Raw genomic sequence first — 26,164 nt, 5'->3', positions numbered from 1 at the left:
GCTCCGTTCCAGATCGATCTCAGGCGTACAGCGGGTTCACCTTGTCGGTGTCGATGCCATAGCGGCTGATGGCCTCGGCCACCTTCGACACCGGCAACCGGCCCTCATCGGCCAGGCTCTTGAGCGCCGCCACCACGATGTAGTGGCGGTTGATCTCGAAGTGCTCGCGCAATCGGTAACGGAAGTCGGAACGACCAAAGCCATCGGTGCCCAGCACCTTGAACGAACGCACCCTGCCTTCTTCATCCTTCGGGATGTAGGCGCGGATCTGCTCAGGCAAGGCCTTGACGTAGTCGGTCGAGGCCACCACCGGACCCTCGGTGCGATCAAGCTGCTTCGTGACGAAGGGCACGCGAGGCACATCGGTGGGGTGCAGCAGGTTCCAGCGCTCCACATCCTGACCATCGCGGGCCAGCAGGTTGAAGCTCGGGCAGCTCCACACGTGGGCACCCACCCCCCACTCGGCCTCCAGCAAGGCCTTGGCCGCCATCGACTCGCGCAAGATGGAGCCCGAGCCCAGCAGGTTGACCTGCAAGGGTTTGCTGGCATCCGCATCCTGCAGGCAATACATGCCCGCGATGATCTCCGCCTCGGTGCCGGTCTTCAGACCGGGCTGCGCGTAGTTCTCGTTCAGCAAGGTCAGGTAGTAGAAAACGTTTTCCTGCTTCTCGACCATGCGCTTCAAGCCATCCTGGATGATGACGGCGACTTCATGCGCAAAGCTCGGGTCGTAGCTCAGGCAGTTCGGGATCGTGCCGGCCACCAGCTGGCTGTGACCATCTTCGTGCTGCAGGCCTTCGCCGTTCAGCGTGGTGCGGCCCGACGTGCCGCCCAGCAGGAAACCGCGTGCCTGCATGTCGCCGGCAGCCCAGGCCAGGTCGCCAATGCGTTGCAGCCCGAACATCGAGTAGTAGATGTAGAACGGGATCATCACGCGGTTGTTCGTCGAGTACGACGTGGCCGCAGCGATCCACGAGCTCATGCCGCCCGCTTCGTTGATGCCCTCTTGCAGGATCTGGCCGGCCTTGTCTTCGCGGTAGTACATGACCTGGTCTTTGTCGACCGGGGTGTACTTCTGGCCTTCCGGCGCGTAGATGCCGATCTGACGGAACAGGCCTTCCATACCGAAAGTGCGGGCCTCGTCCACCAGGATGGGCACCACGCGCGGCCCCAGGTTGCTGTCACGCAGCAGCGGCGTCAGGCAGCGCACGAAGGCCTGGGTGGTCGATATCTCGCGGCCTTCGGCCGTGGGCTCCAGCACACTTTGAAAGGCATCCAACCCCGGCACGACCAAGGTTTCATCGGCTTTGGGGCGGCGCTTGGGCAGTGAGCCACCCAAGGCGGCGCGGCGTTCCAGCAGATAGCTCATCTCGGGCGTGTTGGGCGCCGGCTTGATGAACGGCAGCTTCTCGATGTCTTCGTCGGCCACCGGAATGTTGAAGCGATCACGGAAGGCCTTGATGTCTTCGTCCGTCAGCTTCTTGGTCTGGTGAGCGGTGTTCTTGCCTTCGCCGCTCTTGCCCATGCCAAAGCCCTTGACCGTCTTGATCAACAGCACGGTGGGCTGACCGGCGTGGTTCACCGCCGCGTGGTAGGCCGCGTACACCTTCTGCGGGTCATGGCCGCCACGGTTCAGGCGCCAGATGTCGTCATCGGACATGCGGGCCACCATCTCGGCGGTCTTGGGGTGGCGCCCAAAGAAGCACTCGCGGACAAAGGCACCATCATTGGCCTTGCAGGCCTGGTAGTCGCCGTCGACCATCTCCATCATGATCTTGCGCAGGATGCCGTCCTTGTCACGCGCCAGCAGCGGGTCCCAGTACGAGCCCCACAGCAGCTTGATCACGTTCCAGCCGGCACCACGGAACTCGCCTTCCAGCTCCTGCACGATCTTGCCGTTGCCGCGCACCGGGCCGTCCAGGCGCTGCAGGTTGCAGTTGATGACGAAGATCAGGTTGTCGAGCTTTTCGCGGGCGGCCAAGCCGATGGCGCCCAGCGATTCGGGTTCGTCCATCTCGCCATCGCCGCAGAACACCCAGACCTTGCGCTTGGAGGTGTCGGCCAGGCCCCGGGCATGCAGGTACTTCAGGAACCGCGCCTGGTAGATGGCCATGATGGGCCCCAGGCCCATCGACACGGTGGGAAACTGCCAGAACTCGGGCATCAATTTGGGATGCGGATAACTCGACAAGCCCTTGCCCCCCACTTCCTGGCGGAAGTTGGCCAGTTGCTCCTCGCTGAGGCGCCCCTCCATGAAGGCACGGGCGTAAATGCCCGGGGCCGAGTGCCCCTGGATGTAGAGCAGGTCGCCGCCATGGTCCGGCGTGTCACCGTGCCAGAAGTGATTGAAACCCACGCCCAGCATGGTCGCCAAGGACGCGAAGGAGGAAATGTGACCGCCGAGATCGCCCCCATCGGGCGGATTATGTCGGTTGGCCCTCACCACCATGGCCATGGCGTTCCAGCGCATGTAGCTGCGCAGGCGCTCTTCAATCTCCAGGTTGCCAGGGTGATGGGCCTCGTCTTCCACCGGAATGGTGTTGACGTAGGCCGTCGTGGCAGAAAAAGGAAGGTCAATGCCCGCCTGCCGGGCATGGTCCAGCAAGGTCTCAAGCAGGTCATGGGCGCGAGATCGCCCCTCCGTCTCGATCACGCCCGTCAAGGCGTCAAGCCATTCTCGGGTCTCTTCGGGATCCAGGTCCAGGGCCGATGACGGCAGCGGATCGTGGGCAGACATGGGGTCAGTCTCCTGTGCGTTGGGCGTGTGCACCAGTATGGACACACGTCCAGGTTCCAGATCGTGGATAAACGGGGGAACCAGGGGGTTGCGAAGTGTTTCTGCAACAGGGGTGGTATTGCAAAACACGAAAAGCATACGCCGAGTTCTTCCTCTGCCAAGTGCGGGAACCCACACGGATAATGTCGCCATGGTGTTTCCTGCAACATTGCCCCCCTCCCCTGGTCAACGCCGCGCGCAAGCCGGCGGACAAACCAGCCGCCTGTTCTGGCGCTGGTGGCGTCGCCAGAGCCCCAGTCAACAAGACCGGTACGCCACATTGGGCCCCTTGGTGTCGGTGTTGCTGTTCCTGGCGGCCATCATTGCGGCCTTCTGGTACCTGCGCAACGAAGAACTCGAGCGCGAGCAAGAGGCCGTCAAACGTGACACCGAGGTGGTGCAGCAGCAAGTCCGCTTGCGTTTGCTAGAAAACCAGGAGCAACTCACCCGGATCGCTCGCGAAACCACCTTGCGCCCTGCTCAGCTTGCGCCATTCCTGCAACAAGCGGGCGACTTCATCCGATCCCGTCCCGAGCTGGTGGGTGTGGCCTGGGTCACGGCCGACCGGCAGATTCGTGCGGCCCGCAGCACCTTGAGCCTGCCGCTGGACGCCAGCACACTCAGCATCAATCCTGCAGGCAGCCCCGGTGCCACGCCTTTGGTGCCCAGCGACATTTACGACCCCTTCAAAGACGCCCAGGAGCCCGTTGAAGCCTTCCGGCTGGCCAAAGACCGCTTGCAGCCGTCTTATTCATACCCATTTCGCAACGCCACCGGCGCGCGCGTCATCCAGGTGCACATCCCGGTGCTGGAGCGCTCTGGCGTGAACGGCACCATCGTGGCCGAGTACGCGCTGGACCCGCTCATGCGTTACCTGGTGCCCCAGGAAATCGCCAGCCGGCACGCCATGAGCCTGGTCACCCTGGACGGCACCGCCCTCACTGGCTATGTCGGCATCGACAAAGACAGCGCCGCGCGCCCCACCTTCGTGCACGAGGTGGTCGTCACCCCGGTGGGCAATGGCCTGATCCTGCGTGGCATGGGGTTTCGCACCTCGTCCAACCTGATCGGCAACACCTTGTTCTGGATGGTGGTGGCCCTGTCGGTGCTCACCGTGTGGACCCTCATGGGCACCTTGCGCCACATGCGACGCCGCACCGAAATTCAGAAAACCCTGGTGCAGGAAACCAACTTCCGCCGGGCCATGGAGAACTCCATGCTCACCGGGATGCGCACCATCGACCTCGAAGGCCGCATCACCTACGTGAACCCGGCCTTTTGCGCCATGACCGGCTTTTCTGAAGAAGAGCTGATCGGCTGCGTGCCGCCTTATCCCTACTGGCCCAAAGACCGCCTGGACGAGTTCAACCGCATGTTCCAGCAAGAATTGCTGGGCCGCAGCCCGATGGGCGGCATCGAGGTGGTGATGCAACGGCGCGACGGCAGCCAGTTTGACGCCCGCCTGTATGTGTCGCCCCTCATTGATGCCCAGGGGGATCAAACGGGCTGGATGACCTCGGTTACCAACATCACCGAGGCCAAGCGCGTGCGCGACCAGCTCACCGCGGCCCATGAGCGCTTCACCACCGTGCTGGAGGGACTCGATGCGGCCGTGTCGGTGGTGTCCGTGCAGCGCGGAGAGCTGCTCTTCGCCAACCGGTCTTATCGGCTGTGGTTTGGCGCCAACCCGGATGCCCACGCCCAGCTCACCGGCGGCGAGGTGATGCCCGACGAAATCATCGATGGAGACGAATCCGTGGATGACTTTGGTGGCCTGCCCACCCAGGCGCTGACCACCGCCGGCAGCGACACCCGAGAGGTGTTCCTGGACGGCGCGCAAAAATGGTTTGACGTGCGTGCGCGCTACATCCAGTGGACCGACGGCAACCTTGCCCAGATGCTCATCGCCACCGACATCACCGACCGCAAGATGGCCGAAGACGCCGCCGCGCGCCAGGCCGAAAAAGCCCAGTTCACCAGCCGGCTCATCACCATGGGCGAAATGGCGTCGACCGTGGCGCACGAGCTCAACCAGCCGCTGGCGGCCATCTCCAACTACTGCAGTGGTTTGATCAGCCGGGTTCAAAACGGCAACATCGACAACGAGCAGTTGGTGGGGGCTCTGGAAAAAACCGCACGCCAGGCCCAGCGCGCGGGCCAGATCATCCACCGCATCCGTCAGTTCGTGAAGCGATCAGAGCCTCAGCGGCAGCCCTGTCGCGTGCGCGACATCACCGATGCTGTGACGGACCTGGCCATGTTCGAGATGAAACGCCGCCGCGTCACCCTCAACACCGTCGTGGCCAACCGCCTGCCCCAGCTCTCGGCCGACCCCATCCTGATCGAGCAGGTCTTGCTCAACCTGCTGAAAAACGCCGCTGAAGCCATCGACACGGCCAACATGCCTCAATCGCGGCGCACCATCGACCTGCGGGTGCAGCAGCGCCGCACCGAAGAGCAAGGCGATGTGGTGGAATTCACCGTCACCGACAGTGGCCCGGGCATGAAAGAAGACATGCTGGCGCGCCTGTTCGAAGCCTTCCACTCCACCAAAGCCGAGGGCTTAGGGATAGGCCTGAGTCTGTGCCGGTCTATCATCGAGTCCCATCACGGTCGCATCAAGGCAGAGAACCTCTACAATGATTCCGTGACGGTCGGATGTCGATTCAGCTTCACGCTGCCCATCGATCCACAGGTGACCGCAGACGCGGCCCCGCCCCATTCAAACAACTTGCAGGCTGACAACCCATGAGCTTGATTCCGAAAAAAGGCACGGTCTATGTGGTGGACGACGACGAGGCCGTCCGCGATTCACTGCAGTGGCTGCTGGAAGGCAAGGACTACCGCGTTCGTTGCTTTGACTCCGCCGAGTCGTTCCTCGCCCGTTTTGATCCCCGTGAAGTGGCCTGTCTGATCGCCGACATCCGCATGGATGGCATGAGCGGTCTTGAACTGCAAGACAAGCTGCTGGAGCGCAAGTCGCCTCTGCCCATCGTGTTCATCACGGGGCATGGTGACGTGCCCATGGCGGTGAACACCATGAAAAAGGGCGCGATGGACTTCATCGAAAAACCCTTCAAGGAAGACGCCCTGGTGGCCCTGGTTGAGCGCATGCTGGACCAGGCCCGTGCCGCGTTCTCGCAATCCCAGGAGGCCGCCAGCCGCGAGGCCCTGCTGTCTCGCCTGACCACCCGCGAAGCCCAGGTGCTGGAGCGCATCGTGGCCGGTCGGCTGAACAAGCAGATCGCGGATGATCTCGGCATTTCGATCAAGACCGTCGAGGCTCACCGGGCCAACGTCATGGAAAAGCTCAACGCCAACACCGTGGCCGACCTGCTGAAGATCGCCCTGGGCGCCAACCAGCAGCCCCCTGCCGCGGCCACCAAGTAAGGCCCGCGCCCCAGCCCTCGAAGGCCGCCCGACAGCGGCCTTTTTCCATTCCTGAGCCCCCCGCTCTCACTGTTTCCCGCCTCGGAGCCCCCCATGACCGCCCAACTCATTGATGGCAATGCCCTGTCCAAGCAACTGCGCGCCGAAGTCGCCCAGCGCGCTTCCGCGCTCACGGCCAAGGGCCTCAAGCCTGGGCTGGCCGTGATCCTGGTGGGCGACAACCCCGCCAGCCAGGTCTACGTGCGCAACAAGGTCAAGGCCTGTGAAGACGTGGGCTTTCACTCCGTGCTGGAAAAGTACGAGGCCACGATGACCGAGGCCGAATTGCTGGCCCGTGTCGAGGCCCTCAACAACGACCCGTCCATCCACGGCATCCTGGTGCAGTTGCCCCTGCCCAAGCACATCGACGACCACAAGGTGATCGAAGCCATCTCGCCACTGAAGGATGTGGACGGCTTCCATGTGGCCAGCGCCGGCGCCCTGATGGTGGGTGAGGTCGGCTTCAAGGCCTGCACGCCCTACGGCTGCATGAAGATGCTCGAATCCATCGGCATGAAAGACCTGCGCGGCAAGCATGCCGTGGTGATCGGCCGCTCCAACATCGTGGGCAAGCCCATGGCCATGATGCTGCTGGCCGCCAACGCCACCGTCACCATCACCCACAGCGGCACGGCCGACCTGGCCGCCATGACCCGCCAGGCCGACATCGTGGTGGCGGCCGTGGGCAAGCGTAACGTGCTGACGGCCGACATGGTCAAGCCCGGTGCCGTGGTGATCGACGTGGGCATGAACCGCGACGACGACGGCAAGCTCTGCGGCGACGTGGACTTTGCGGGCGTGAAAGAGGTGGCCAGCCACATCACCCCTGTGCCCGGTGGGGTGGGCCCCATGACCATTACCATGTTGTTGGTCAACACCATGGAAGCGGCAGAACGCACTGCCGCGCAAGCTTGAGTTCCGCACTGGCGCCCGCACCTGCAAGACACCGCTTCCGTTTATCCGGCACACCCAACGCACACCACCATGAGCACCAATCCACTGCTTGACACTTCCGGCCTGCCCCTGTTCGACCAGATCAAGCCCGAGCACGTGACACCCGCGCTCGACGTGCTGCTGGCCGATGCCGAGGCCTCGCTGACCAAGGTGACGGGCCCGGACGTGCCGCCGGATTACGACGCCCTGTCGCTGCTGCTGGACGTGAGCACCGAGCGCCTGGGCCGTGCCTGGGGCGCCGTGGGCCACCTCAACAGCGTGGCCGACACGCCCGAGCTGCGTGCAGCCTTCAACGACAACCTGCCCCGCATGACGGAGTTCTACACCCGTCTGGGCGCCGACGAGCGCCTGTACGCCAAGTACAAGGCCCTGAACCAGGCCCAGCAAGCCTTGCCCGCCGAAGAGCGTCTGAGCGCGCCCCGCCAGCGTGCGCTGGACAACGCCCTGCGCGGCTTCGTGCTGGGCGGCGCCGAATTGCAAGGCGAGGCCAAAACCCGCTTTGCCGCCATCCAGGAAGAACAGGCGGCCAAATCGCAGGCTTTCTCTGAACACGTGATGGATGCCACGGACGCCTTCGCGCACTACGCCAGCGCCGACGAGCTGGTCGGGGTGCCCCAGGACGTGCAAGACGCCACCCGGGCTGCCGCCGAGGCGGAAGGCAAAGACGGCCACAAGCTGACGCTGCACATGCCCTGCTACCTGCCGGTGATGCAGTACGCCACCCACCGCGGCCTGCGCGAAACCATGTACCGCGCCTACAGCACCCGCGCCAGCGAGTTCGGCCCGGCCGAGCGCGACAACTCCCAGCTCATGCAAGACATCCTGCGCTTGCGCCAGGAAGAAGCCACGCTGCTGGGCTACGGCAGCTTTGCCGATGTGTCGCTGGTGCCCAAGATGGCCGACAGCCCGGCTCAGGTGATGAGCTTCTTGCGTGACCTGGCCCAACGCGCCCGTCCCTACGCAGAAAAAGACATGGCCGAGCTGCGCGACTTCGCCCGCAGCGAACTGGGCCTGGACGACCTGCAGGCCTGGGACGTGGCCTTCGTGAGCGAAAAGCTCAAAGAGGCCCGCTACGCCTTCAGCGATCAAGAGGTCAAACAGTACTTCACCGAGCCCACGGTGCTCAAAGGTCTGTTCAGCCTGATCGAGCGACTGTTCGAGGTGCAGATCAAGCCCGACACCGCCCCCGTGTGGCATGAATCCGTGCGCTTTTTCCGCATCGAACGCCAGGGTGCCCAGGGCACCGAGCTGGTCGGCCAGTTCTACCTCGACCCTTACGCCCGTCCGGGCAAGCGACCCGGCGCCTGGATGGACGATGTGCGCGGCCGCTGGTCACGCCCTGACAACCACGCCACGCAAACCCCGGTGGCGCACCTGGTGTGCAACTTCGCCAAGGGCGTGGGCGACAAGCCCGCCTTGCTCACCCACGACGACGTCATCACCCTCTTCCATGAGTTCGGGCACGGCCTGCACCACATGCTGACCAAGGTGAACGACATCGGCGTGGCCGGCATCAGCGGGGTGGAATGGGATGCGGTGGAATTGCCCAGCCAGTTCATGGAGAACTTCTGCTGGGAATGGGATGTGCTGCAGCAACTCACCTCGCATGTGGACACGGGCGCTCCCCTGCCCCGCGCGCTCTACGACAAGATGATCGCTGCCAAGAACTTCCAGAGCGGCCTGATGACCTTGCGCCAGATCGAGTTCTCGCTGTTCGACATGCGTCTGCACGCGGAAGCCGGCAGCGCTGACCGCATCCAGCAGGTGGTCGATGAGGTGCGCCGCGAGGTGGCGGTCAACATTCCGCCGGCCTTCAACCGCTTCCAGCACACCTTCTCACACATCTTTGCGGGCGGCTACGCGGCGGGGTATTACAGTTACAAGTGGGCCGAGGTGCTCTCGGCAGACGCCTATGCGGCGTTTGAAGAGGCTGCCTCAGGCGCCGGCGTGGTGAACCCCGAGGTGGGCCGCCGCTACCGCGAGGCCATCCTGGAGGCCGGTGGCAGCCGCCCGGCGATGGAGAGCTTCAAGGCCTTCCGTGGGCGCGAGCCTCAGATCGACGCCCTGTTGCGTCATCAGGGCATGGCCTGAACCCCGCCCAGTTTGCTGGAGTTTGCTGATGAGAATGGCACGCTGCACCACCAACCGCTTGCTGCACCTGAGTGTGTTGGCCCTGCTGCTGGGCGCGGCGCCTGCCTGGGCGCTCTACAAGGTGGTCGGGCCTGATGGCAAGGTCACTTACACCGACCGGCCACCTGCGGCAGGAGCGCCCCAGCCCGTCTCCACCATCGGAGCATCAACCAGCGGTACGGGCGCCAACTTGGCGGGTCTGCCATACGAAGTCCGCCAGGCCGCCCAGCGCTTTCCGGTGCAGTTCTACACCACATCACCCTGCGAGCCGTGCGAGTCTGCACGCCAGTTCTTGAGCGAACAAGGCGTGCCCTATGTCGAGTTCACGGTCACCGAAGACGCCGATTTGCAGGCGTTCAGGCAGCAGTTCAAAGCCGATGGCCTGCCCGTGCTTCGGGTGGGCAGCAAAACCATGACCGGCTTCAATTCCCAGGAGTGGCTCAGCTACCTGAAAGCCGCTGGCTACCCTGCCAACACGGCGCTGCCGTCCACGTACCGGCAGGCCGCACCCCGCCCCTGGCGTGGCACATCGGCCGGCAACGCGGGCCGCGACACCAATACACCACGCGAGCAGGCGCCAGACAGCGCGCCGTCTGTGGCGCCGCCACCAGGCATCCGTTTCTGATGCCTGGCACCAGCGGGTTCAGAACGTCAATGTTTTGACGCCCTGAGCGGTGCCCAACAGGCACAACGAGGCCTTGTTGCGGGCAAACACACCCACGGTCACCACACCGGGCCACTGGTTCACCTGGGCCTCGAACTCGGCGGGGGCGCTGATCTTCAGCCCCTTCACATCGACGATGATGTTGCCGTTGTCGGTGGTCACGCCAGCGCGCACCTGCGCCTGACCGCCCATGGCCGCAAAGGCACGGATCACCTGGGCCGCCGCCATCGGAATCACTTCCACCGGCAGCGGGAAGGCGCCCAGCGTCTGCACCAGCTTGGATTCGTCGGCAATGCACACAAAGCGCTCGGCCAGTTCCGCCACGATCTTCTCGCGCGTCAGGGCCGCGCCGCCGCCTTTGATCATGAAGCCCGCCGGGTCGATCTCGTCGGCCCCGTCGACGTACACACCCAGGCCGGTCACCGATTCGGCGGGCAAGACCTTCACCCCCAGGGCCTCCAAGCGCTGGGTGCTGCGCACCGAGCTTGACACCGCACCGGTCACGCGCTGAGGGTCGGCCTTCAAGGCTTCGCCCAGCGCATCGATGAACTTGTCCACCGTCGAGCCGGTGCCCACCCCCACGATGCAGCCGTGGGGCACATGGTCCAGGGCGGCGCGGCCCACCAGGGTTTTCAGTTCGTCTTGGGTCATGATGTTGGAAAGAAATCAGTCTTGCAAAAAGGATTCGAGCGCGGCGTTCACCACGATGGCAGGCCTCGGCCTGACAGGCTCATCCAGGCCAGCAGGCCACCGATCAGCACCGGCTGGTGCACCATGTAAAACGTCAGGCTCCACTGGCCCAGGTGCACCAGGCCTCGCCACCAGGCGGGCGTCGGGGTCGACACCCCGGCATTGTCGCCCGAAGCCGAGGGGCTCACGGCAGTGCTGAGCCACTCGGGGCGGTGCTTCAGGGCCCATTGCGTGGCCGCCATGCCCCACCACATCACGCCCAGCCAGGGCAGGATGGGCACGTAATCTTCGGTGATGGGCTTGTGTGTGACCAGGCCCACCCAGTTCGTCCACCGCGTGTCAAACCAGGGGTGGCTGAACCACCAGGGCAGGCACACCGCCAGCAGCCCGAGTGGCCACAACCAGACGCCCAGAGGCGCACTCAGGCGGGCGATCAGCAACATCACCACCATGCCGTGCAGCACACCGAAGGTGATGACACTGCGCGGAAACATCACATACGAGGCGGCCGATACCAGCAGCGCACAGGCCAGAATCTGCCCCTCTCGACGCCAAAACCGACCCCAGCTTTGACCCTGAGCCACGGCCAGCGCCTGGCCGGCGCCTGCGCACACCAGGAACATGGACAAGATCCAGGTGCGCTGGATGGTCCAGAACGGGTCACGGTAAAAATCGGCCTCGATCAGCTTGAAGGTGGCCAGGTCAAAGCAGAAATGGAACACGGCCATCCAGACCAGGGCGGCGCCCCGCAGGGCGTCCACGCAGTCCAGCCGCGAACCGGGGGGGCGAAGAAGCTTGCCTTTTTGAGCGTCCATCGCGATAGTATCGGCCCTCCCCCGCCTCCGTTTTGCCGCCATGTCTTTGCGCCCCCACCGTCTTGAGTTGTTGTCGCCTGCCCGCACCGCCGATATCGGCATCGAGGCCATCAACCATGGCGCGGACGCCGTGTACATCGGCGGCCCGTCCTTCGGTGCCCGCACCAATGCCAGCAATGAGGTGGCCGACATCGAGCGCCTGGTTCAGCACGCTCACCGCTACCACGCGCGCATCTTCGCCACGATGAACACCATCTTGCGCGACGACGAACTGGAAGCGGCACGCCGCCAGATCTGGCAACTGTATGAGGCGGGCGTGGACGCCCTCATCATCCAGGACATGGGCCTGCTGGAGCTGGACCTGCCCCCCATCCAGCTGCATGCCAGCACCCAGACCGACATCCGCACGGTCGAGAAAGCCAAGTTTTTGCAGGATGTGGGATTCAGCCAGATCGTGCTGGCCCGCGAGTTGACGCTGCCGCAAATCCGCGACATCGCCGCCCACACCCACTGCAACATCGAGTTCTTCATCCATGGCGCGCTGTGTGTGGCCTACAGCGGCCAGTGCTTCATCAGCCATGCGCACACCGGCCGCAGCGCCAACCGGGGTGATTGCTCGCAGGCCTGTCGCCTGCCCTACAACGTGACCGATGGTGCCGGCCAGGTGGTGGCGTTTGAGCAGCATGTGCTGTCCATGAAGGACAACGACCAGAGCGCCAACCTGCGCGCTTTGATCGACGCAGGCGTCAGCTCGTTCAAGATCGAGGGCCGCTACAAGGACATGGGCTATGTGAAGAACATCACCGCCCATTACCGATTGCTGCTGGACGAGATCCTGGAAGACCGTCCCGAGCTGGCTCGCGCCTCGTCCGGCGAATGCACCTTCTATTTCCAGCCCGACCCCGATCGCAACTTCAACCGGGGCAGCACCGATTACTTCGTCAACGGCCGCAAGGACGACATCGGTGCCTTTGACAGCCCCAAGCACCTGGGCTTGCCCATCGGAGAAGTGGCCCGCGTGGGCGACCGCTGGTTCGACGTGGCGCTGAGCGCAGCCGATGAGGCCCTGGCCCAAGGCGAGAGCACTGCCGGCATCGACGGCATCCACAACGGTGACGGCCTGAACTACCAGACCCTGCTCAAAGACATCGTGGGCGTGCAGGTGAACACCGCCGAGCCCGTGGGCAAATCGGGCCGCTTGTGGCGCGTGTTCCCCAACGAAGACATCGCGGCATTGAAGGACCTGAAACCCGGCGTGGCCATCAACCGCAACCGCGACCGCGCCTGGGACAAGCTGATGGCGGGCAAGTCGGCCGAGCGCCGCATTGGTGCCTGGTTGAGCCTGAGCGACACTGCCGATGGCCTGCGCCTGACCATCACCGACGAAGACGGCCATGTGGGCGAGGCCACCGTGGCCTGCGACAAGCAAGCCGCTCAGCACCCCGACAAGGCCGAAGCCACCCTGCGCGAACACCTGGGCAAGCTGGGCACCACCATCCTGTCGGCCCTTGAGGTGCAACTGAACCTGGCCCAGCCCTGGTTTGTGCCGGCCTCGGTGATCAACGCCCTGCGGCGCGATGCCGTGGCCACGCTGGAGGCCGCTCGCGTGGCGGGCCTGCCGCGCCTCGTGCCCGGCGAGGCTGTTCAGCCCCCGGTGGCCTATCCGGAAGACAGCCTCAGCTACTTGGCCAATGTGTTTAACCACAAAGCCCGCGACTTCTATGCCCAACATGGCGTGAAGGTGATCGACGCCGCTTACGAGAGCCATGAGGAAGAAGGCGACGTCAGCCTGATGATCACCAAACATTGCGTGCGCTTCTCGCTCAGCCTGTGCCCCAAGCAAGCCAAGGGCGTGACGGGCGTTCAGGGCCAGGTCAAGGCCGAGCCGCTGCAACTCATCAACGGCAAAGAAAAGCTCACCCTGCGCTTTGACTGCAAACCCTGCGAAATGCACGTGGTGGGCAAGATCAAGCGCTCGGTGATGAACCAGGTGCCAGCCGCCCCACTGCAGTTCTACCGCACACGCCCCTTGGCCTGAGAGGCCAACGCGCCTTGTCAAAGACTCGTCACCGCAACGACGCACCCGTGTCACACAAGGCCATCAGCATGGCCCCATGCGCCCCTGGATCAACAGCCCCTTCAGCGGCTCCTTCCTGAGAGCCGTGAGCGGCATGGCCGCTGCGCCACTGCCGGCCATTGCCGAGCCCGGTGATGACGGACATGCCGAGGGCATCGAGGCCTCTCGGACGGTGCGCACGGTGTGGATCTCGGATGTGCACCTGGGCACGCCAGGTTGTCAGGCCACCGCCTTGCTGGACTTCTTGAAGCACGTGGAGTGTGACACCCTGTTCCTGGTGGGTGACATCGTCGACGGCTGGCAACTGCGTCGCAACTGGTACTGGCCGCAAGCCCACAACGACGTGATTCAAAAGCTCTTGCGCAAGGCACGCAAGGGCACCCGTGTGATCTACGTGCCAGGCAACCACGATGAGTTTGCGCGCAAGTTTGCAGAGCACTCTTTCGGTGGCGTGGAGGTGGCCCATGAGTGGATGCACACCACGGCCGATGGGCGCCAACTGTGGGTCACCCATGGCGATCTGTATGACGGTGTCATTCAATGCGCCAAGTGGCTGGCTTACCTGGGCGACACACTCTACGAATTCACCCTCAAGCTCAATCGGCACCTCAACTCGTGGCGTGCGCGCATGGGGCTGCCTTATTGGTCGCTGTCCAGGTACCTGAAGCTCAAGGTCAAGCGTGCTGTGAGTTATGTGGCCGAGTTCGAAGGCACCCTGGCCCGCGAGGCCCACAAGCGAGGCGCGCACGGTGTGGTGTGTGGTCACATCCACCATGCCGAAATACGCCACATCGATGGCATCTTGTACTGCAACGATGGCGACTGGGTGGAAAGCCTGACCGCTTTGGTGGAAGAGCCCGATGGACGGCTTCACATCGTCGAGTGGGCCGATGTGATGGCTGCGCGTCAAAACGCCCCTGCCACCGCCGACATGACGCCGGCCTGAGGGCATCGCTCGGGCACAATATCCGATCCGAGGTTCTCGACAGACACCTCGGCCAACGGAGCATCCATGGCCTTTGCTGACAACCTGAAAAATCTGCCCTCGGCGGCCCACCTGGCCGCGATTGACCTGCTCGACGCTGCAGGTGAGTGTGTGGCCACGATCGAGAACAAGCCGGGCCAGGCCGGCTCGCTGACCTTGTATGCGGCCATGGCGGCCAAACATGGCGCCATCACCCCAGCCGCGGCACAGGAAGCACTGGCGTTGTACGCCGAGCACACCGAAGACGCCCGCCTGCACCCCGGCAAGCACCCCAACATCGACCGGCTGCTGACACTGCTGGCCCAAGGGCAAACGCTCAGCGTGCGACAGCACGCCGCCTGAACAGGCGCGCCGCCGCCCTGTCCGCCCCCATCAAGACACTCAGCACGGACGGACATGCCCACGCCGTCTTCTTCTCGCAAAACCTCGCGAGGCGCTCTGGTGCTGCTGATGATGGCCATCATCAGCGGGGCCATGGCGTTGTGGTCTGGCCAACAAGGCGCACGCATCCAGGGACCATCCACCCTGGGCAGCCTGCCCGACGGCTCGGTGTGGCTGGTGGTGGACCAGGCCATGTGGTTGTTGAGCCCCAGTGGCCGGCAACTGAGCACCGTGCCCATTCAGCAGGCGGGGCTGAACGCACCGCCTGCCGTGCTGGCTTACCGACACAATACCCAGGAGCTCTACGCCATCGCGCGAGGATCGGCCACGGTGTACGTGCTGCACCCTCGCACCGCACAAGTACAGCGACTGGTTCAGCTGCAATGGCCAGAGGCCTTCAAAGCGCAACTGGGTGGGGCCGTGTGGCTGGCTGTGGCAGACGACGGGCGGCTGGCCGTGGCCACCGGGGCGGGGCACGCCGTGCTGCTGTTCGACCCTGAAGGGCGCTACCTGACCCGAACGCGCGCCGGCCTCTATCGCTACACCAACGATCTCTGGTGGGACGGCAACACGCTGTGGACCACCGACACCAACGGCATGGCCTTGGTGCAACTGGACGGCGACACGCTGAACGAAACGGGTCGATTGCCCCTGCACAACGACCACCCTTGGCGTTACACCGCGTTGGCCAAACCGCATCCGCATGCGGGCATCTCGGCGCTGGCACCCCGAGCCACTTTGAGCCGCCTGGACGGCCACATGCGACTGGGGCGCGTCGTCCAGGTGTGGGCCGATGGCCGGGAAGAAGAGTTGAACCTGGGGCCGCTGTCTGAGCCGCTGGACCTGAGCTGGGCGGGCGACACCTTGCTGGTGGTGGACGGCCACGACTGGCGCTTGCGCCGCTTTGACACCCTCAATCAGGGCTTGAGCGACTTCGGCGACGCGCCCGTGAGAGATGCCCTGGCCTCACTCAAGCGAAGCAAACACCATCACCAACTGGTCAACCATGCGGGGATTGCCCTGGCGGTGTGCCTCTTGATGGCGGGTGTCTTGTGGGCATGGTGGTCACGCCACCAGCACGACGCCCCATTGCGCGCGCAGGCCAGACAGCAAGCCCGTTTTCTGGGCACCCCGTCGCTGACGCGTGGGCAACTTTGGCGTGGGATCATGGTGGTGCTGTGGCCACTCGCATCCCTGGTGCTGGTCTTGATCGCCACGCGCATCCTGATCACCCCGGTGGTGGTCACGACGCTGGGGTTGAACACCGCCACACTGCTGTGGCTGATGGCGGCAGCGGCCCTGGGCTGCACGGCGCTGGTGGTAACGCTTCACTGGTGGTGGCATCGTTGCGCACGCCAACCCGACCTGGAACCCATTGTGAATGCACTGCCTGTGCGCTGGCTGCTGCACAGTGCAGACTGGATGCAGCATGCACGTCCCGAAGAGCACGTGCGCGAAACCTGGATGCTTCGACACTGGCGGGGCCATCGCTGGATGGTGCTCACCAATCAGCGTTTGATGTCGTTCAGGGTGCGTGGCCTGGGTCGCCGTGAGCTCGAAGGCAGTTGGGACCGCAAACACATCCGCAAGGTGCAATTGTTGAGCTGGTCATCACTGACATGGACCGAACGGGTGACGATGTTGGCCGCCCTTGCCGGTGTCATGCGCATCCAGCTCCAGGATGGAAAGACCCTGCAAGGCGGCTTGCTCTCGCTGTGCACCGCCCAGCGAGTACAAGCCCAACTCAACTTGCGCAACCACCTGATGCGCACCCCACCCAGACTGCCTGCACCATGACCGAGAACTGGTACGAGCGCCACCTCTTGCCCTATTTGATCGATCTGGCCTGCGGCATCGGACCGGTCGGCCGACAAAGACAAAAGGTGGTGCCACAGGCACGAGGCCGTGTGCTGGAGGTTGGCATCGGCACCGGGCGCAACATCCCCTACTACGACAAGTCTCGTGTGAGCCGCATTGTCGGCGTGGACCCCGCGCTGCGCATGCACCACCTGGCCGACCAGCGAATCCGCCAGGCAGGCTTGTCTGTTGAACTGATGGGGCTGTCGGCCGAAAAACTGCCCACCGCCGATGCCAGCTTCGACACGGTGGTATGCACCTACACCCTGTGCACCATTGCCGACCCCTTGGCCGCGCTGGCCGAAATGAAACGCGTGCTGGTGCCTGGCGGGCGCCTGCTGTTTTCAGAGCATGGTGTGGCGCCGGATGCCAACGTGGCCCGATGGCAGGCACGTCTGCAGCCCTTGTGGAAACCGCTGGCCGGTGGCTGCCACCTGGACCGTGACATTCCGGCACTGCTGAAAGAGGCCGGGTTCAAAACCACCTTGCAATCCGCTTACATACCGGGCCCCAAGGTCGTGTCGTACCACTACTGGGGTCACGCCGAAGCGTGAGGGATCAGCCGCCACTCAGGCCGTGGCGCTCATCCGCGTTGCCGCACCTCACGCGAATGCTGAAACACCGACACCAGCAAGGTGATCACTGTCAGCGGCACGGCGAAATACACCATCACCGAGCTGAACATCGGCAATGCGTCATGGTGTTGCGAGGCCATGATCAGGTACGCGGTGTAGGCCGCGTAATAGCCCAGGAACACGCCGCCTTCCCAACGGGCAATTTCGCGTCCGGTGATGAAGATGGGCAGGCAGGCCAACGCCACCACCAGCATCACCCAGGCATCGAAATGGATGACCGACTCTGCCACCACCAGACCTGAACCCGACAACACCCCCGACACACCCAGGCATCCCAGGATGTTGAAGGTATTGCTGCCCACGACATTGCCCACGGCCATGTCACGCTGGCCCTTGAGTGCGGCGGTGATGGAGGTGGCGATCTCTGGCAGCGACGTGCCCAGAGACACGATGGTCAAGGCGATCACCACGTCGCTGACGCCAAACTGCCGGGCCGTGGTCACGGCAGCATCAACCAGCAACTGACTGCCCAGGACCAGCGCCACCAACCCGGCCAGGATGAGCCCCACCTGCACCGACCAGTGCCGATCCCAGGTGCTGCTCATGTCGACTTCTTCATCCAGCTCGGAAGACTCTGACGCGCTTTGCCGACGCGACTGCACCACCAGGAAGACGTTGTAAGCCACCAGCGCCACCACCAGCCCTGCGGCTTCTGGCACCGACAACACCCCGTTGGACATCATCAGAAACAGCACCAGTGTGGCGCCAATCATGATGGGCACCTCTTGACGGATCAACTGGGCGTGCACGACCAGGGGCGTGATCAGGGCCGAGGCCCCCAGGATGAGCAACACGTTCAGGATGTTGCTGCCCACCACATTGCCGATGGCGATGTCCACCTTGCCGTCCAGCACGGCCCCGGCCGAAACGGCGAGCTCTGGCGCACTGGTGCCAAAAGCAACCACCGTCAGGCCGACCACCAGCGGCGATATGCCGAACGACAGGGCCAGCTTGGCCGCCCCACGAACCAGCCAGTTGGCCCCCAGAACGAGGCTGACAAGGCCGCCTGCAAACATCAACAAAAGGGTGATGGACATGAGATCTCAGTGAGGTGGACCGACACATTGGGGCGCAAGCAGGCGATCAGCCAACCCACTTGCGTGCGTTGTGGAACATGCGCAGCCAGGGGCTGGGGCCGCTCTTGTCGCCGCTCGTCCAGCTCATCTGGATGTTGCGGAACACGCGCTCGGGGTGCGGCATCATCGCCGTGAAGCGGCCATCGGGCGTCGTCACGCCGGTCAGGCCTTCGGGCGAGCCGTTCGGGTTGAACGGATACACCTCGGTGGGCGCGCCCGTGTGATCCACGAAGCGCACCGCGCGGTGCACCTTGGCAGCGTCCCCGCGCTGCGAGAAGTTGGCAAAGCCCTCACCGTGTGACACGGCGATCGGCATGCGGCTGCCGGCCATGCCCGCAAAGAAGATCGACGGGCTCTCCAGCACCTCGACTTGGCTCAAGCGGGCCTCGAATCGCGTGCTCTGGTTGGTGGTGAACTTCGGCCAGTGCTCGGCACCCGGGATGATCGGGCTGAGTGCAGCCAGCATCTGGCAGCCGTTGCACACGCCCAGGCCGAAGGTGTCGCCACGCTGCATGAAGGCAGCGAACTGCTCGGCCAGCTGCGGGTTGAACAGCACCGAGCGGGCCCAGCCTTCGCCAGCACCCAGGGTGTCACCGTAGCTGAAGCCACCGCAGGCCACGAAACCCTGGAACTGGTCCAGGCGGGCGCGGCCAGCGATCAGGTCGCTCATGTGCACGTCGAAGGTGTCGAAGCCGCCCAGGTGCATGGCGTAGGCCATTTCCACGTGCGAGTTCACGCCCTGCTCGCGCAGGATGGCCACCTTGGGGCGAGCCTTGTGGATGAACGGCGCGGCCACGTCTTCCAGCGGATCGAAGCTCAGCGACACGTGCAGCCCGGTGTTGGCCACATCGCCGATGGCGGCGTGTTCGCTGTCGGCGCAGGCCGGGTTGTCGCGCAGCTGGGCGATGCGCCAGCTCACCTCGTCCCAGGTCTGGTGCAGTTGCTGCAGCGGGGCCTTGAAGATGTCCTTCGCATCGCGCCACACCTGCACTTCGTGCTTGCCCGCACCCGTCAGGATGGGCTTGCCGATCACGTGGCTGTGTGCGCTCAGGCCATGCTCGCGCAGGGTCTGCATCACCTCGTTGCGCTCGGCCGTGCGCACCTGCAGCACCACGCCCAGCTCCTCGTTGAACAGCGCGCGCAGGGTCAGCTCATTGCGGCGCTCGCTCACCTGGCCAGCCCAGTTCTTCGAGTCACCGTACTCGGCACGGCTGTCGTCAATGCCTGCGCCTTCGGTCACCAGCATGTCCACATTGATGGCCACGCCCGTGTGGCCCGCAAAGGCCATTTCGCACACCGTGGCCCACAGGCCGCCGTCACCACGGTCGTGATAGGCCAGCAGCTTGCCCTGGGCCCGCAAGGCGTTCACAGCCTCCACCGTGGCCTTCAGCATGGCCGGTGAATCGACATCGGGCACCTCGTTGCCGAACTGGCCCAGCACCTGGGCCAGCATCGAGCCGGCCATGCGCTTTTGGCCTTGGCCCAGATCGATCAGGATCAGGCTGGTGTCCAGCGGCTGGCCGTTCTCGGTGGTCACCAGTTGAGGCGTCAGCGTGCCGCGCACATCCGAAATCGAGGCAAACGATGTGACGATCAACGACACCGGCGCCGTCACCTGCTTGGTCACACCGTTGTCAGACCACTTGGTGCGCATCGACAGCGAATCCTTGCCCACCGGGATGGAGATGCCCAGCGCCGGGCACAGCTCCATACCCACGGCCTTGACCGTGTCGTACAGCGCGGCGTCTTCGCCCTTTTCACCGCAGGCCGCCATCCAGTTGGCCGACAGCTTCACGCGCGGCAGCTCGATGGGCGCGGCCAGCAGGTTGGTGATGGCTTCGCCCACGGCCATGCGGCCCGAGGCGGGCGCGTTGACCGAGGCCAGCGGCGTGCGCTCGCCCATGGCCATGGCTTCGCCAGCAAAGCCCTGGTAGTCGGCCAGGGTCACGGCCACGTCGGCCACCGGCACCTGCCAGGGGCCCACCATCTGGTCGCGGCTGTTGAGGCCACCCACCGTGCGGTCACCGATGGTGATCAAAAAGCGCTTGCTGGCCACCGTCGGGTGGCGCAGCACGTCAAAGGCTACCTTGTCGAGCTGCACACCCGTCAGGTCCAGCTGGCCGCCGTCCCACTGCACGCGCTCGACCACGCGGTGCATCTTGGGCGGCTTGCCCAACAACACCTCCATGGGCATGTCCACGGCCTTGTCGGCCTCGGGCTTCGTGGTGTCTTCCAGCACCAGCTCCAGCGCCTCGGTGGCGGTGCCGATCACGCCGAAGGGGCAGCGCTCGCGCTCGCACATGGCCGTGAAGATGGGCAGGCTCTCAGGTGCGATGGCCAGCACGTAGCGCTCCTGGCTCTCGTTGCACCAGATTTCTTTCGGGGCCATGCCGGACTCTTCCAGCGGCACCTTGCTCAGGTCAAACCGTGCGCCCTTGCCCGCGCCGTCCACCAACTCAGGGAAGGCGTTGGAGATGCCGCCCGCGCCCACGTCGTGAATGGCCAGGATGGGGTTGTTGGCGCCCAGGCCCCAGCAGTGGTTGATGACCTCTTGTGCGCGGCGCTCGATTTCGGGGTTGCCACGCTGCACCGAATCAAAGTCCAGTGCGGCAGAGTTGGTGCCCGCCGCCATCGACGACGCGGCCGCACCCGCCATGCCGATGCGCATGCCCGGGCCGCCCAACTGAATCAGCAGCGTGCCCGCGCCGAACACGATCTTCTTGGTCTGCTCGGCGCTGATGGTGCCGATGCCCCCGGCGATCATGATGGGCTTGTGGTAGCCACGGCGGATGGCGCCAGCGCCTTCGCCCACGGTCTGATCGAACACGCGGAAGTAGCCGCCCAAATTGGCGCGGCCGAACTCGTTGTTGAAGGCCGCGCCACCCAGCGGGCCTTCGACCATGATCTGCAGCGGGCTGGCGATGTGCTCGGGCTTGCCGACGGGGTGTTGCTCCCAGGGTTCGTTGGTGCCGGGCAGGTGCAGGTTGGACACCGAGAAACCGGTCAGGCCCGACTTGGGGCGCGAGCCACGACCCGTGGCGCCTTCGTCGCGGATCTCGCCGCCCGCGCCGGTCGAAGCCCCCGGGAAAGGCGAGATCGCCGTCGGGTGGTTGTGGGTCTCGACCTTCATCAGCACATGGGCCAGCTCGTCGCGGGCCTGGTACTGCGGCGCGTTGGTGTAGCCGGCCGGCATCCAGCGCTCGATCTGATGGCCTTCCATCACCGAGGCGTTGTCTGAATAAGCCACCACCGTGTGCTGGGGGCTCAGCTTCTCGGTGTTGCGGATCATGCCGAACATCGACAGGTCTTGTTCCTGTCCGTCGATGGTGAACTTGGCGTTGAAGATCTTGTGGCGGCAGTGCTCGGAGTTCGCCTGCGCGAACATCATCAGCTCGACGTCGGTCGGGTTGCGCTTCAGGCCCGTGAAGGCGTTGACCAGGTAGTCGATTTCATCATCCGACAAGGCCAGGCCGAACTCGGTGTTGGCGGCTTCCAGCGCGGCGCGCCCTTGGCCCAACACATCCACGTGCGCCATGGGGGCGCCCTGCTTTTCGTCGAACAGGTGGCGGGCTTCGTCGCGGCTGGCCAGCACGCTTTCGGTCATGCGGTCGTGCAGCAGCGCAGCGATGGCGGTGCGCTCCGTCTCGGTCAGGCCCTTGGGGCCGCTGCCGGTCAGACTGCCGATCAAACCATCGATGACACCCGACTTCAGCACCACCCGGTACTCCACCACCCGCTCAACGCGACGGACAGCCAGTCCACAGTTGTGGGCGATGTCGGTGGCTTTGGAGGCCCAGGGAGACACGGTGCCCAGGCGAGGGGCCACCACCAAGAGTTCGCCTTCGGTGGCGCCGTCGTAGGCATCGCCGTAGGTCAGCAAGGCAGCCAGCTTGTCCATTTGCCCAACCGCCAGGGGCTGGTCCAAGGCCACCCAGTGCACAAAACGGGCGTGAATCGCGCCGATCTTGGGCTGAATGGCCTGCAGCTTGCTCAGCAAGGCGGTGGTCTGGTGAGGTGCCAGGGCGTTGCCGCCCTCGAAATGGATCAGGGTGGACATCGCAGTGGGGGTGGGGGTACCGTTGGGCGTGGAAGCGGTCACAGCAGGCTGCGGCTGGTAAAACAGAGATTTTACCGGTCGCGGCAGGGAAAACGATGGTTCATCGCCCCCCTCAAAGCCATGAAGGGCGCTGGCAGGGCCCGATTTGCGGATAATCCGGGGTCTATGAGCATCACGATCAAATCAGGCGCCGAGATTGACGCCATGCGTGTGGCCTGTCGATTGGCCTCGGAAGTGCTGGATTACCTGACTCCGTTCATTCAACCTGGCATCACCACCAAGGAAATCGACCGGCTGGCACATGACTACATGGTCAATGTGCAAGGCACCACATCGGCCACGCTGAACTACCAACCCCCAGGGCATGTGCCCTACCCGGCGTCCTTGTGCACCTCGGTCAATGACGTGGTTTGCCATGGCGTGCCCAATGACACCCCCCTGAAGTCTGGCGACATCATCAACATCGATGTCACCGTGATCAAAGACGGTTGGTACGGCGACAACAGCCGCATGTTCCTGATCGGCAAGGCATCGATTGCGGCCGAACGTCTGTGCCGCGTCACTTACGAGTCGATGTGGAAGGGCATCGTCAAGGTCAAACCGGGCGCGCGCCTGGGCGACATCGGTCACGCCATCCAGACCTTTGCCGAAAACGCCGGCTATTCGGTGGTGCGCGAGTACTGCGGCCACGGCATCGGCCAACGCTTCCACGAAGACCCACAGATCCTGCATTACGGCCGCCCGGGCACCGGGCTGGAGCTGGTGCCGGGCATGATCTTCACCATCGAGCCCATGATCAACCTGGGCAAACGGGACATCAAGGAAGGGCGCAAAGGCGGCCAACCCTACGATGGCTGGACCATCGTCACCAAAGACCGGTCGCTGTCTGCACAATGGGAGCACACGGTGCTGGTCACAGAGACCGGTTACGAGGTGCTGACCTTGTCTGAGGGCAGCCCCACGCCGCCGGACTTCGTGCGCGCACTCACCCCTGCCTGAGGCAGGACCACTGGTCACGATGGGCCGATTGGCAGTACCCACTCATGTCGTTTGACATCACCTCCCTGCGCAACGAATTCAGGGCCGGCAAGGCCGAGTTGTTGTCGCAGTTTCAAGACAATCGCCCCACCACGGCCTCGGCCAGCCGGCTGCTCACCCGCATGGCGCGCCTGGTCGACCGAACCCTGACACAGCTTTGGAGTGGCGTGAGCCCGCCCGATGGTGCCGCGCTGGTGGCCGTCGGTGGCTACGGTCGCGGCGAGCTGTTTCCACACTCCGACATCGATGTGCTGGTGCTTTTGCCAGTGTCACCGTCCGTGACGGGCGATGAAAGCCTGGCGCCCTGCATTGAAGGCTTCATCACCGCCTGCTGGGACATCGGGCTGGAAATCGGCTCCAGCGTGCGCACCGTTGAAGAGTGCGGCGAAGAAGCCCGCCGAGACGTCACGGTTCAAACCGCCTTGCTCGAAGCCCGCTACCTGTGCGGCTCGCGTTCTCGCTTTGACGAACTCGAACGCGAAACCTTCGAGCACCTGGATGTGCCCGCCTTCATGACGGCCAAGATGCTGGAGATGCGCCAGCGGCACACAAAGTACGAAGACACCCCCTACTCGCTGGAGCCCAACTGCAAGGAAAGCCCCGGCGGATTGCGCGACCTGCAGGTGGTGCTGTGGCTGGCGAGGGCCGCCCGCCAGGGCCGCACATGGCACGAAATGGCTCGCAATGGCCTGCTCACGCCATTTGAAGCCCGCCAGTTGCAGCGCAACGAAGGCACGCTCAAGCTCATCCGCGCCCGCCTCCACCTGGTGGCCGGGCGCCGTGAAGACCGGCTTGTGTTCGATTTGCAAACAGCCGTGGCCGAATCGTTTGGCTACGCCAACACGCCGGCCCTGCGGGCCAGCGAAGTGCTGATGCGGCGGTACTACTGGGCGGCCAAAGCGGTCACGCAGCTCAACCACATCCTCATTTTCAATCTGGAGGAACGCATCCGTGGGTCACAGAACGCACCGATGCGTCCGCTGGACGGCCCGTTCTTCGACCGTGGTGGATTCCTGGAGGTCGGCCGCGATGACCTGTTCATCCAGCAGCCTCACACCATCCTGCAGGCCTTTCGGGTGCTGCAAGACGATGACACGCTCAAGGGCCTGTCGGCGCGAACCATGCGTGCGCTGTACAACGCCCGCAACGTGATGGACGGGGCGTTCCGCAAGGATCCCGTCAATCAGGCCACCTTCATGGCCATCCTGCAGGCCCCCAAGGGCCAGACGCGACTGTTTCGCCTGATGAACCAGACGTCGGTGCTGGGGCGCTACCTGTGGGTTTTTAGGCGCATCGTCGGCCAGATGCAGCACGACCTCTTCCACGTGTACACCGTGGACCAGCACATCCTCATGGTGCTGCGCAATGTGCGCCGCTTCTTCATTCCTGAACACGGTCACGAATACCCGTTTTGTACCCAACTGGCCGCGGAATTCGACAAACCCTGGCTGCTCTACATCGCCGCGCTGTTTCATGACGTGGCCAAAGGACGGGGTGGAGACCATTCCGTGCTGGGTGAACAAGAGGTGCGCCGGTTCTGCAAGGAACACCAGGTCACGGGCGACGATGCCCGGCTGGTCGAGTTCCTGGTGGCCGAGCACCTCACCATGTCCCGGGTGGCACAGAAAGAAGACCTGTCCGACCCCGACGTGATCCAGGCCTTTGCGCGACGCGTGGGCAATGAGCGCGCGCTCACGGCGCTGTACTTGCTGACCGTGGCCGACATCCGCGGCACCAGCCCGAAGGTGTGGAACGCCTGGAAAGGCAAGCTGCTGGAAGACCTGTACAAGCTCACCCTGCGTGCCTTGGGGGGCGCCCGGCCTCACATGGACGCCGAGATCGAGGCCCGCAAACAGCAAGCCCGACACACCCTGGCCCTGCACTTTCTGCCCGCTGGCGTCGAGCAGGCGCTGTGGCAGACCCTGGACATGCGGTACTTTGCACGGCACGACGCGCAAGACATCGCCTGGCACACACGGATGCTCTGGCGCTTTGTCGACACCAGCACGCCCGTGGTGGCCGCGCGCCTGTCACCGGTGGGTGAAGGGCTGCAGGTGCTCGTGTATGCCCCGGACCAGGCCGACCTCTTCGCCCGCATCTGCGGCTATTTCGACCGCACGGGCTTCAGCATTCAGGATGCCCGCGTGCACACCACGGCCGGCGGGTATGCCCTGGACACCTTCCAGATCATGTCAGGCGAGAACCACGCCTTCGAGGGCGTTCACTACCGGGACATGATTGCACTGGTGGAAACGCAGTTGTCACAGGCGGTCTCGTCTGCCGACGACCTGCACGAGCCCACCAAGGGGCGACTGTCGCGCCGGGTGAGGTCTTTTCCGGTCACGCCCCGTGTCAGCCTGCGGCCCGATGAGCGCGCACAACGCTGGCTGTTGACCGTGTCCGCCAGCGACCGATCGGGCTTGCTCTATGGGATCGCGCGCGTCCTGGCCAAACACCAGATCAGCGTGCAACTGGCCAAGGTCAGCACCCTGGGCGAACGCGTGGAGGACACCTTCCTGGTCACCGGCCCCACCCTGAGACAGGACAAGGCTCAACTGGTCATCGAGCGCGAATTGCTGGACACGCTGACCGCGTGAGCG

General features: G+C 64.3%; 17 protein-coding genes. 12 read left to right on the top strand and 5 right to left on the bottom strand.

Annotation, left to right across the window (positions count from 1 at the left end; genetic code table 11):
* Positions 1-19 precede the first annotated feature (19 nt).
* On the bottom strand, positions 20-2,737 hold the full coding sequence (gene aceE, locus WNB94_RS00515; protein WP_341387645.1) for a pyruvate dehydrogenase (acetyl-transferring), homodimeric type: 2,718 nt from the start codon (positions 2,735-2,737) through the stop codon (positions 20-22).
* 190 nt (positions 2,738-2,927) lie between these two features.
* Between aceE and WNB94_RS00510 the strand changes: the two genes are divergently transcribed.
* The 5 genes from WNB94_RS00510 to WNB94_RS00490 all read left to right on the top strand — a co-directional run bounded on the left by WNB94_RS00510 (position 2,928) and on the right by WNB94_RS00490 (position 9,914).
* Positions 2,928-5,528, top strand: coding sequence for a PAS domain-containing sensor histidine kinase (locus tag WNB94_RS00510; RefSeq protein ID WP_341387643.1), 2,601 nt, complete (start codon positions 2,928-2,930; stop codon positions 5,526-5,528).
* The gene (locus tag WNB94_RS00505; protein ID WP_341387641.1) at positions 5,525-6,166 is read left to right on the top strand and encodes a response regulator transcription factor; all 642 of its coding nucleotides are present in this window, start codon (positions 5,525-5,527) and stop codon (positions 6,164-6,166) included. Before WNB94_RS00510 ends, WNB94_RS00505 begins: the two co-directional genes overlap by 4 nt.
* A gap of 93 nt (positions 6,167-6,259) precedes the next feature.
* Positions 6,260-7,120: a bifunctional methylenetetrahydrofolate dehydrogenase/methenyltetrahydrofolate cyclohydrolase FolD gene (gene folD, locus WNB94_RS00500; protein WP_341387640.1), complete on the top strand. Its 861-nt coding sequence runs from the start codon at positions 6,260-6,262 to the stop codon at positions 7,118-7,120.
* 69 nt (positions 7,121-7,189) lie between these two features.
* On the top strand, positions 7,190-9,250 hold the full coding sequence (locus tag WNB94_RS00495; protein WP_341387638.1) for a M3 family metallopeptidase: 2,061 nt from the start codon (positions 7,190-7,192) through the stop codon (positions 9,248-9,250).
* Between the two features lie 28 nt (positions 9,251-9,278).
* On the top strand, positions 9,279-9,914 hold the full coding sequence (locus WNB94_RS00490; RefSeq protein ID WP_341387636.1) for a glutaredoxin family protein: 636 nt from the start codon (positions 9,279-9,281) through the stop codon (positions 9,912-9,914).
* A gap of 18 nt (positions 9,915-9,932) precedes the next feature.
* Here the strand turns inward: WNB94_RS00490 and rpiA are convergent, their stop codons facing one another.
* Together rpiA and WNB94_RS00480 are read right to left on the bottom strand one after the other, a co-directional pair.
* Positions 9,933-10,604 (bottom strand): ribose-5-phosphate isomerase RpiA, encoded by a 672-nt coding sequence (gene rpiA / locus WNB94_RS00485; protein ID WP_341387634.1) that lies wholly within the window; start codon positions 10,602-10,604, stop codon positions 9,933-9,935.
* Between the two features lie 47 nt (positions 10,605-10,651).
* Entirely contained in the window at positions 10,652-11,458 is an 807-nt protein-coding gene (locus WNB94_RS00480; RefSeq protein ID WP_341387633.1) for an acetyltransferase domain-containing protein, read from the bottom strand.
* A gap of 40 nt (positions 11,459-11,498) precedes the next feature.
* Between WNB94_RS00480 and WNB94_RS00475 the strand changes: the two genes are divergently transcribed.
* The 5 genes from WNB94_RS00475 (at position 11,499) to WNB94_RS00455 (ending at position 17,312) form a co-directional block, all read left to right on the top strand.
* Positions 11,499-13,496 (top strand): peptidase U32 family protein, encoded by a 1,998-nt coding sequence (locus WNB94_RS00475; RefSeq protein ID WP_341387632.1) that lies wholly within the window; start codon positions 11,499-11,501, stop codon positions 13,494-13,496.
* Between the two features lie 76 nt (positions 13,497-13,572).
* Positions 13,573-14,481: a UDP-2,3-diacylglucosamine diphosphatase gene (locus WNB94_RS00470; protein WP_445819007.1), complete on the top strand. Its 909-nt coding sequence runs from the start codon at positions 13,573-13,575 to the stop codon at positions 14,479-14,481.
* A 66-nt stretch (positions 14,482-14,547) separates the two neighbouring features.
* The gene (locus WNB94_RS00465) at positions 14,548-14,862 is read left to right on the top strand and encodes a DUF2322 family protein (RefSeq protein ID WP_341387631.1); all 315 of its coding nucleotides are present in this window, start codon (positions 14,548-14,550) and stop codon (positions 14,860-14,862) included.
* Positions 14,863-14,916: 54 nt separating this feature from the next.
* Positions 14,917-16,698, top strand: coding sequence for a YncE family protein (locus WNB94_RS00460; RefSeq protein ID WP_341387629.1), 1,782 nt, complete (start codon positions 14,917-14,919; stop codon positions 16,696-16,698).
* Positions 16,695-17,312 carry a class I SAM-dependent methyltransferase gene (locus tag WNB94_RS00455; RefSeq protein WP_341387627.1) on the top strand — a complete coding sequence of 206 codons (618 nt, stop codon included), beginning with the start codon at positions 16,695-16,697 and terminating at the stop codon, positions 17,310-17,312. The genes WNB94_RS00460 and WNB94_RS00455 overlap by 4 nt, the downstream gene beginning before the upstream one ends.
* Before the next feature lie 29 nt (positions 17,313-17,341).
* Here the strand turns inward: WNB94_RS00455 and WNB94_RS00450 are convergent, their stop codons facing one another.
* Together WNB94_RS00450 and purL are read right to left on the bottom strand one after the other, a co-directional pair.
* Complete coding sequence (locus tag WNB94_RS00450) at positions 17,342-18,430, bottom strand: calcium/sodium antiporter (RefSeq protein WP_341387626.1); 1,089 nt, start codon at positions 18,428-18,430, stop codon at positions 17,342-17,344.
* Between the two features lie 46 nt (positions 18,431-18,476).
* Positions 18,477-22,526: a phosphoribosylformylglycinamidine synthase gene (purL, locus tag WNB94_RS00445; RefSeq protein ID WP_341389890.1), complete on the bottom strand. Its 4,050-nt coding sequence runs from the start codon at positions 22,524-22,526 to the stop codon at positions 18,477-18,479.
* Positions 22,527-22,691: 165 nt separating this feature from the next.
* On the opposite strand from purL, the gene map reads away from it, so the two are divergent.
* Both map and WNB94_RS00435 read left to right on the top strand, forming a co-directional pair.
* Entirely contained in the window at positions 22,692-23,525 is an 834-nt protein-coding gene (map, locus tag WNB94_RS00440) for a type I methionyl aminopeptidase (RefSeq protein ID WP_341387625.1), read from the top strand.
* Positions 23,526-23,569: 44 nt separating this feature from the next.
* Positions 23,570-26,161, top strand: coding sequence for a [protein-PII] uridylyltransferase (locus tag WNB94_RS00435; RefSeq protein WP_341387623.1), 2,592 nt, complete (start codon positions 23,570-23,572; stop codon positions 26,159-26,161).
* Positions 26,162-26,164: the final 3 nt, after the last annotated feature.

This window comes from Aquabacterium sp. A3, from assembly GCF_038069945.1.
Lineage (GTDB): Bacteria > Pseudomonadota > Gammaproteobacteria > Burkholderiales > Burkholderiaceae_C > Aquabacterium.
Note: the sequence above shows the minus strand (reverse complement) of the source record. Positions and strands in the feature narration are given on the sequence as shown.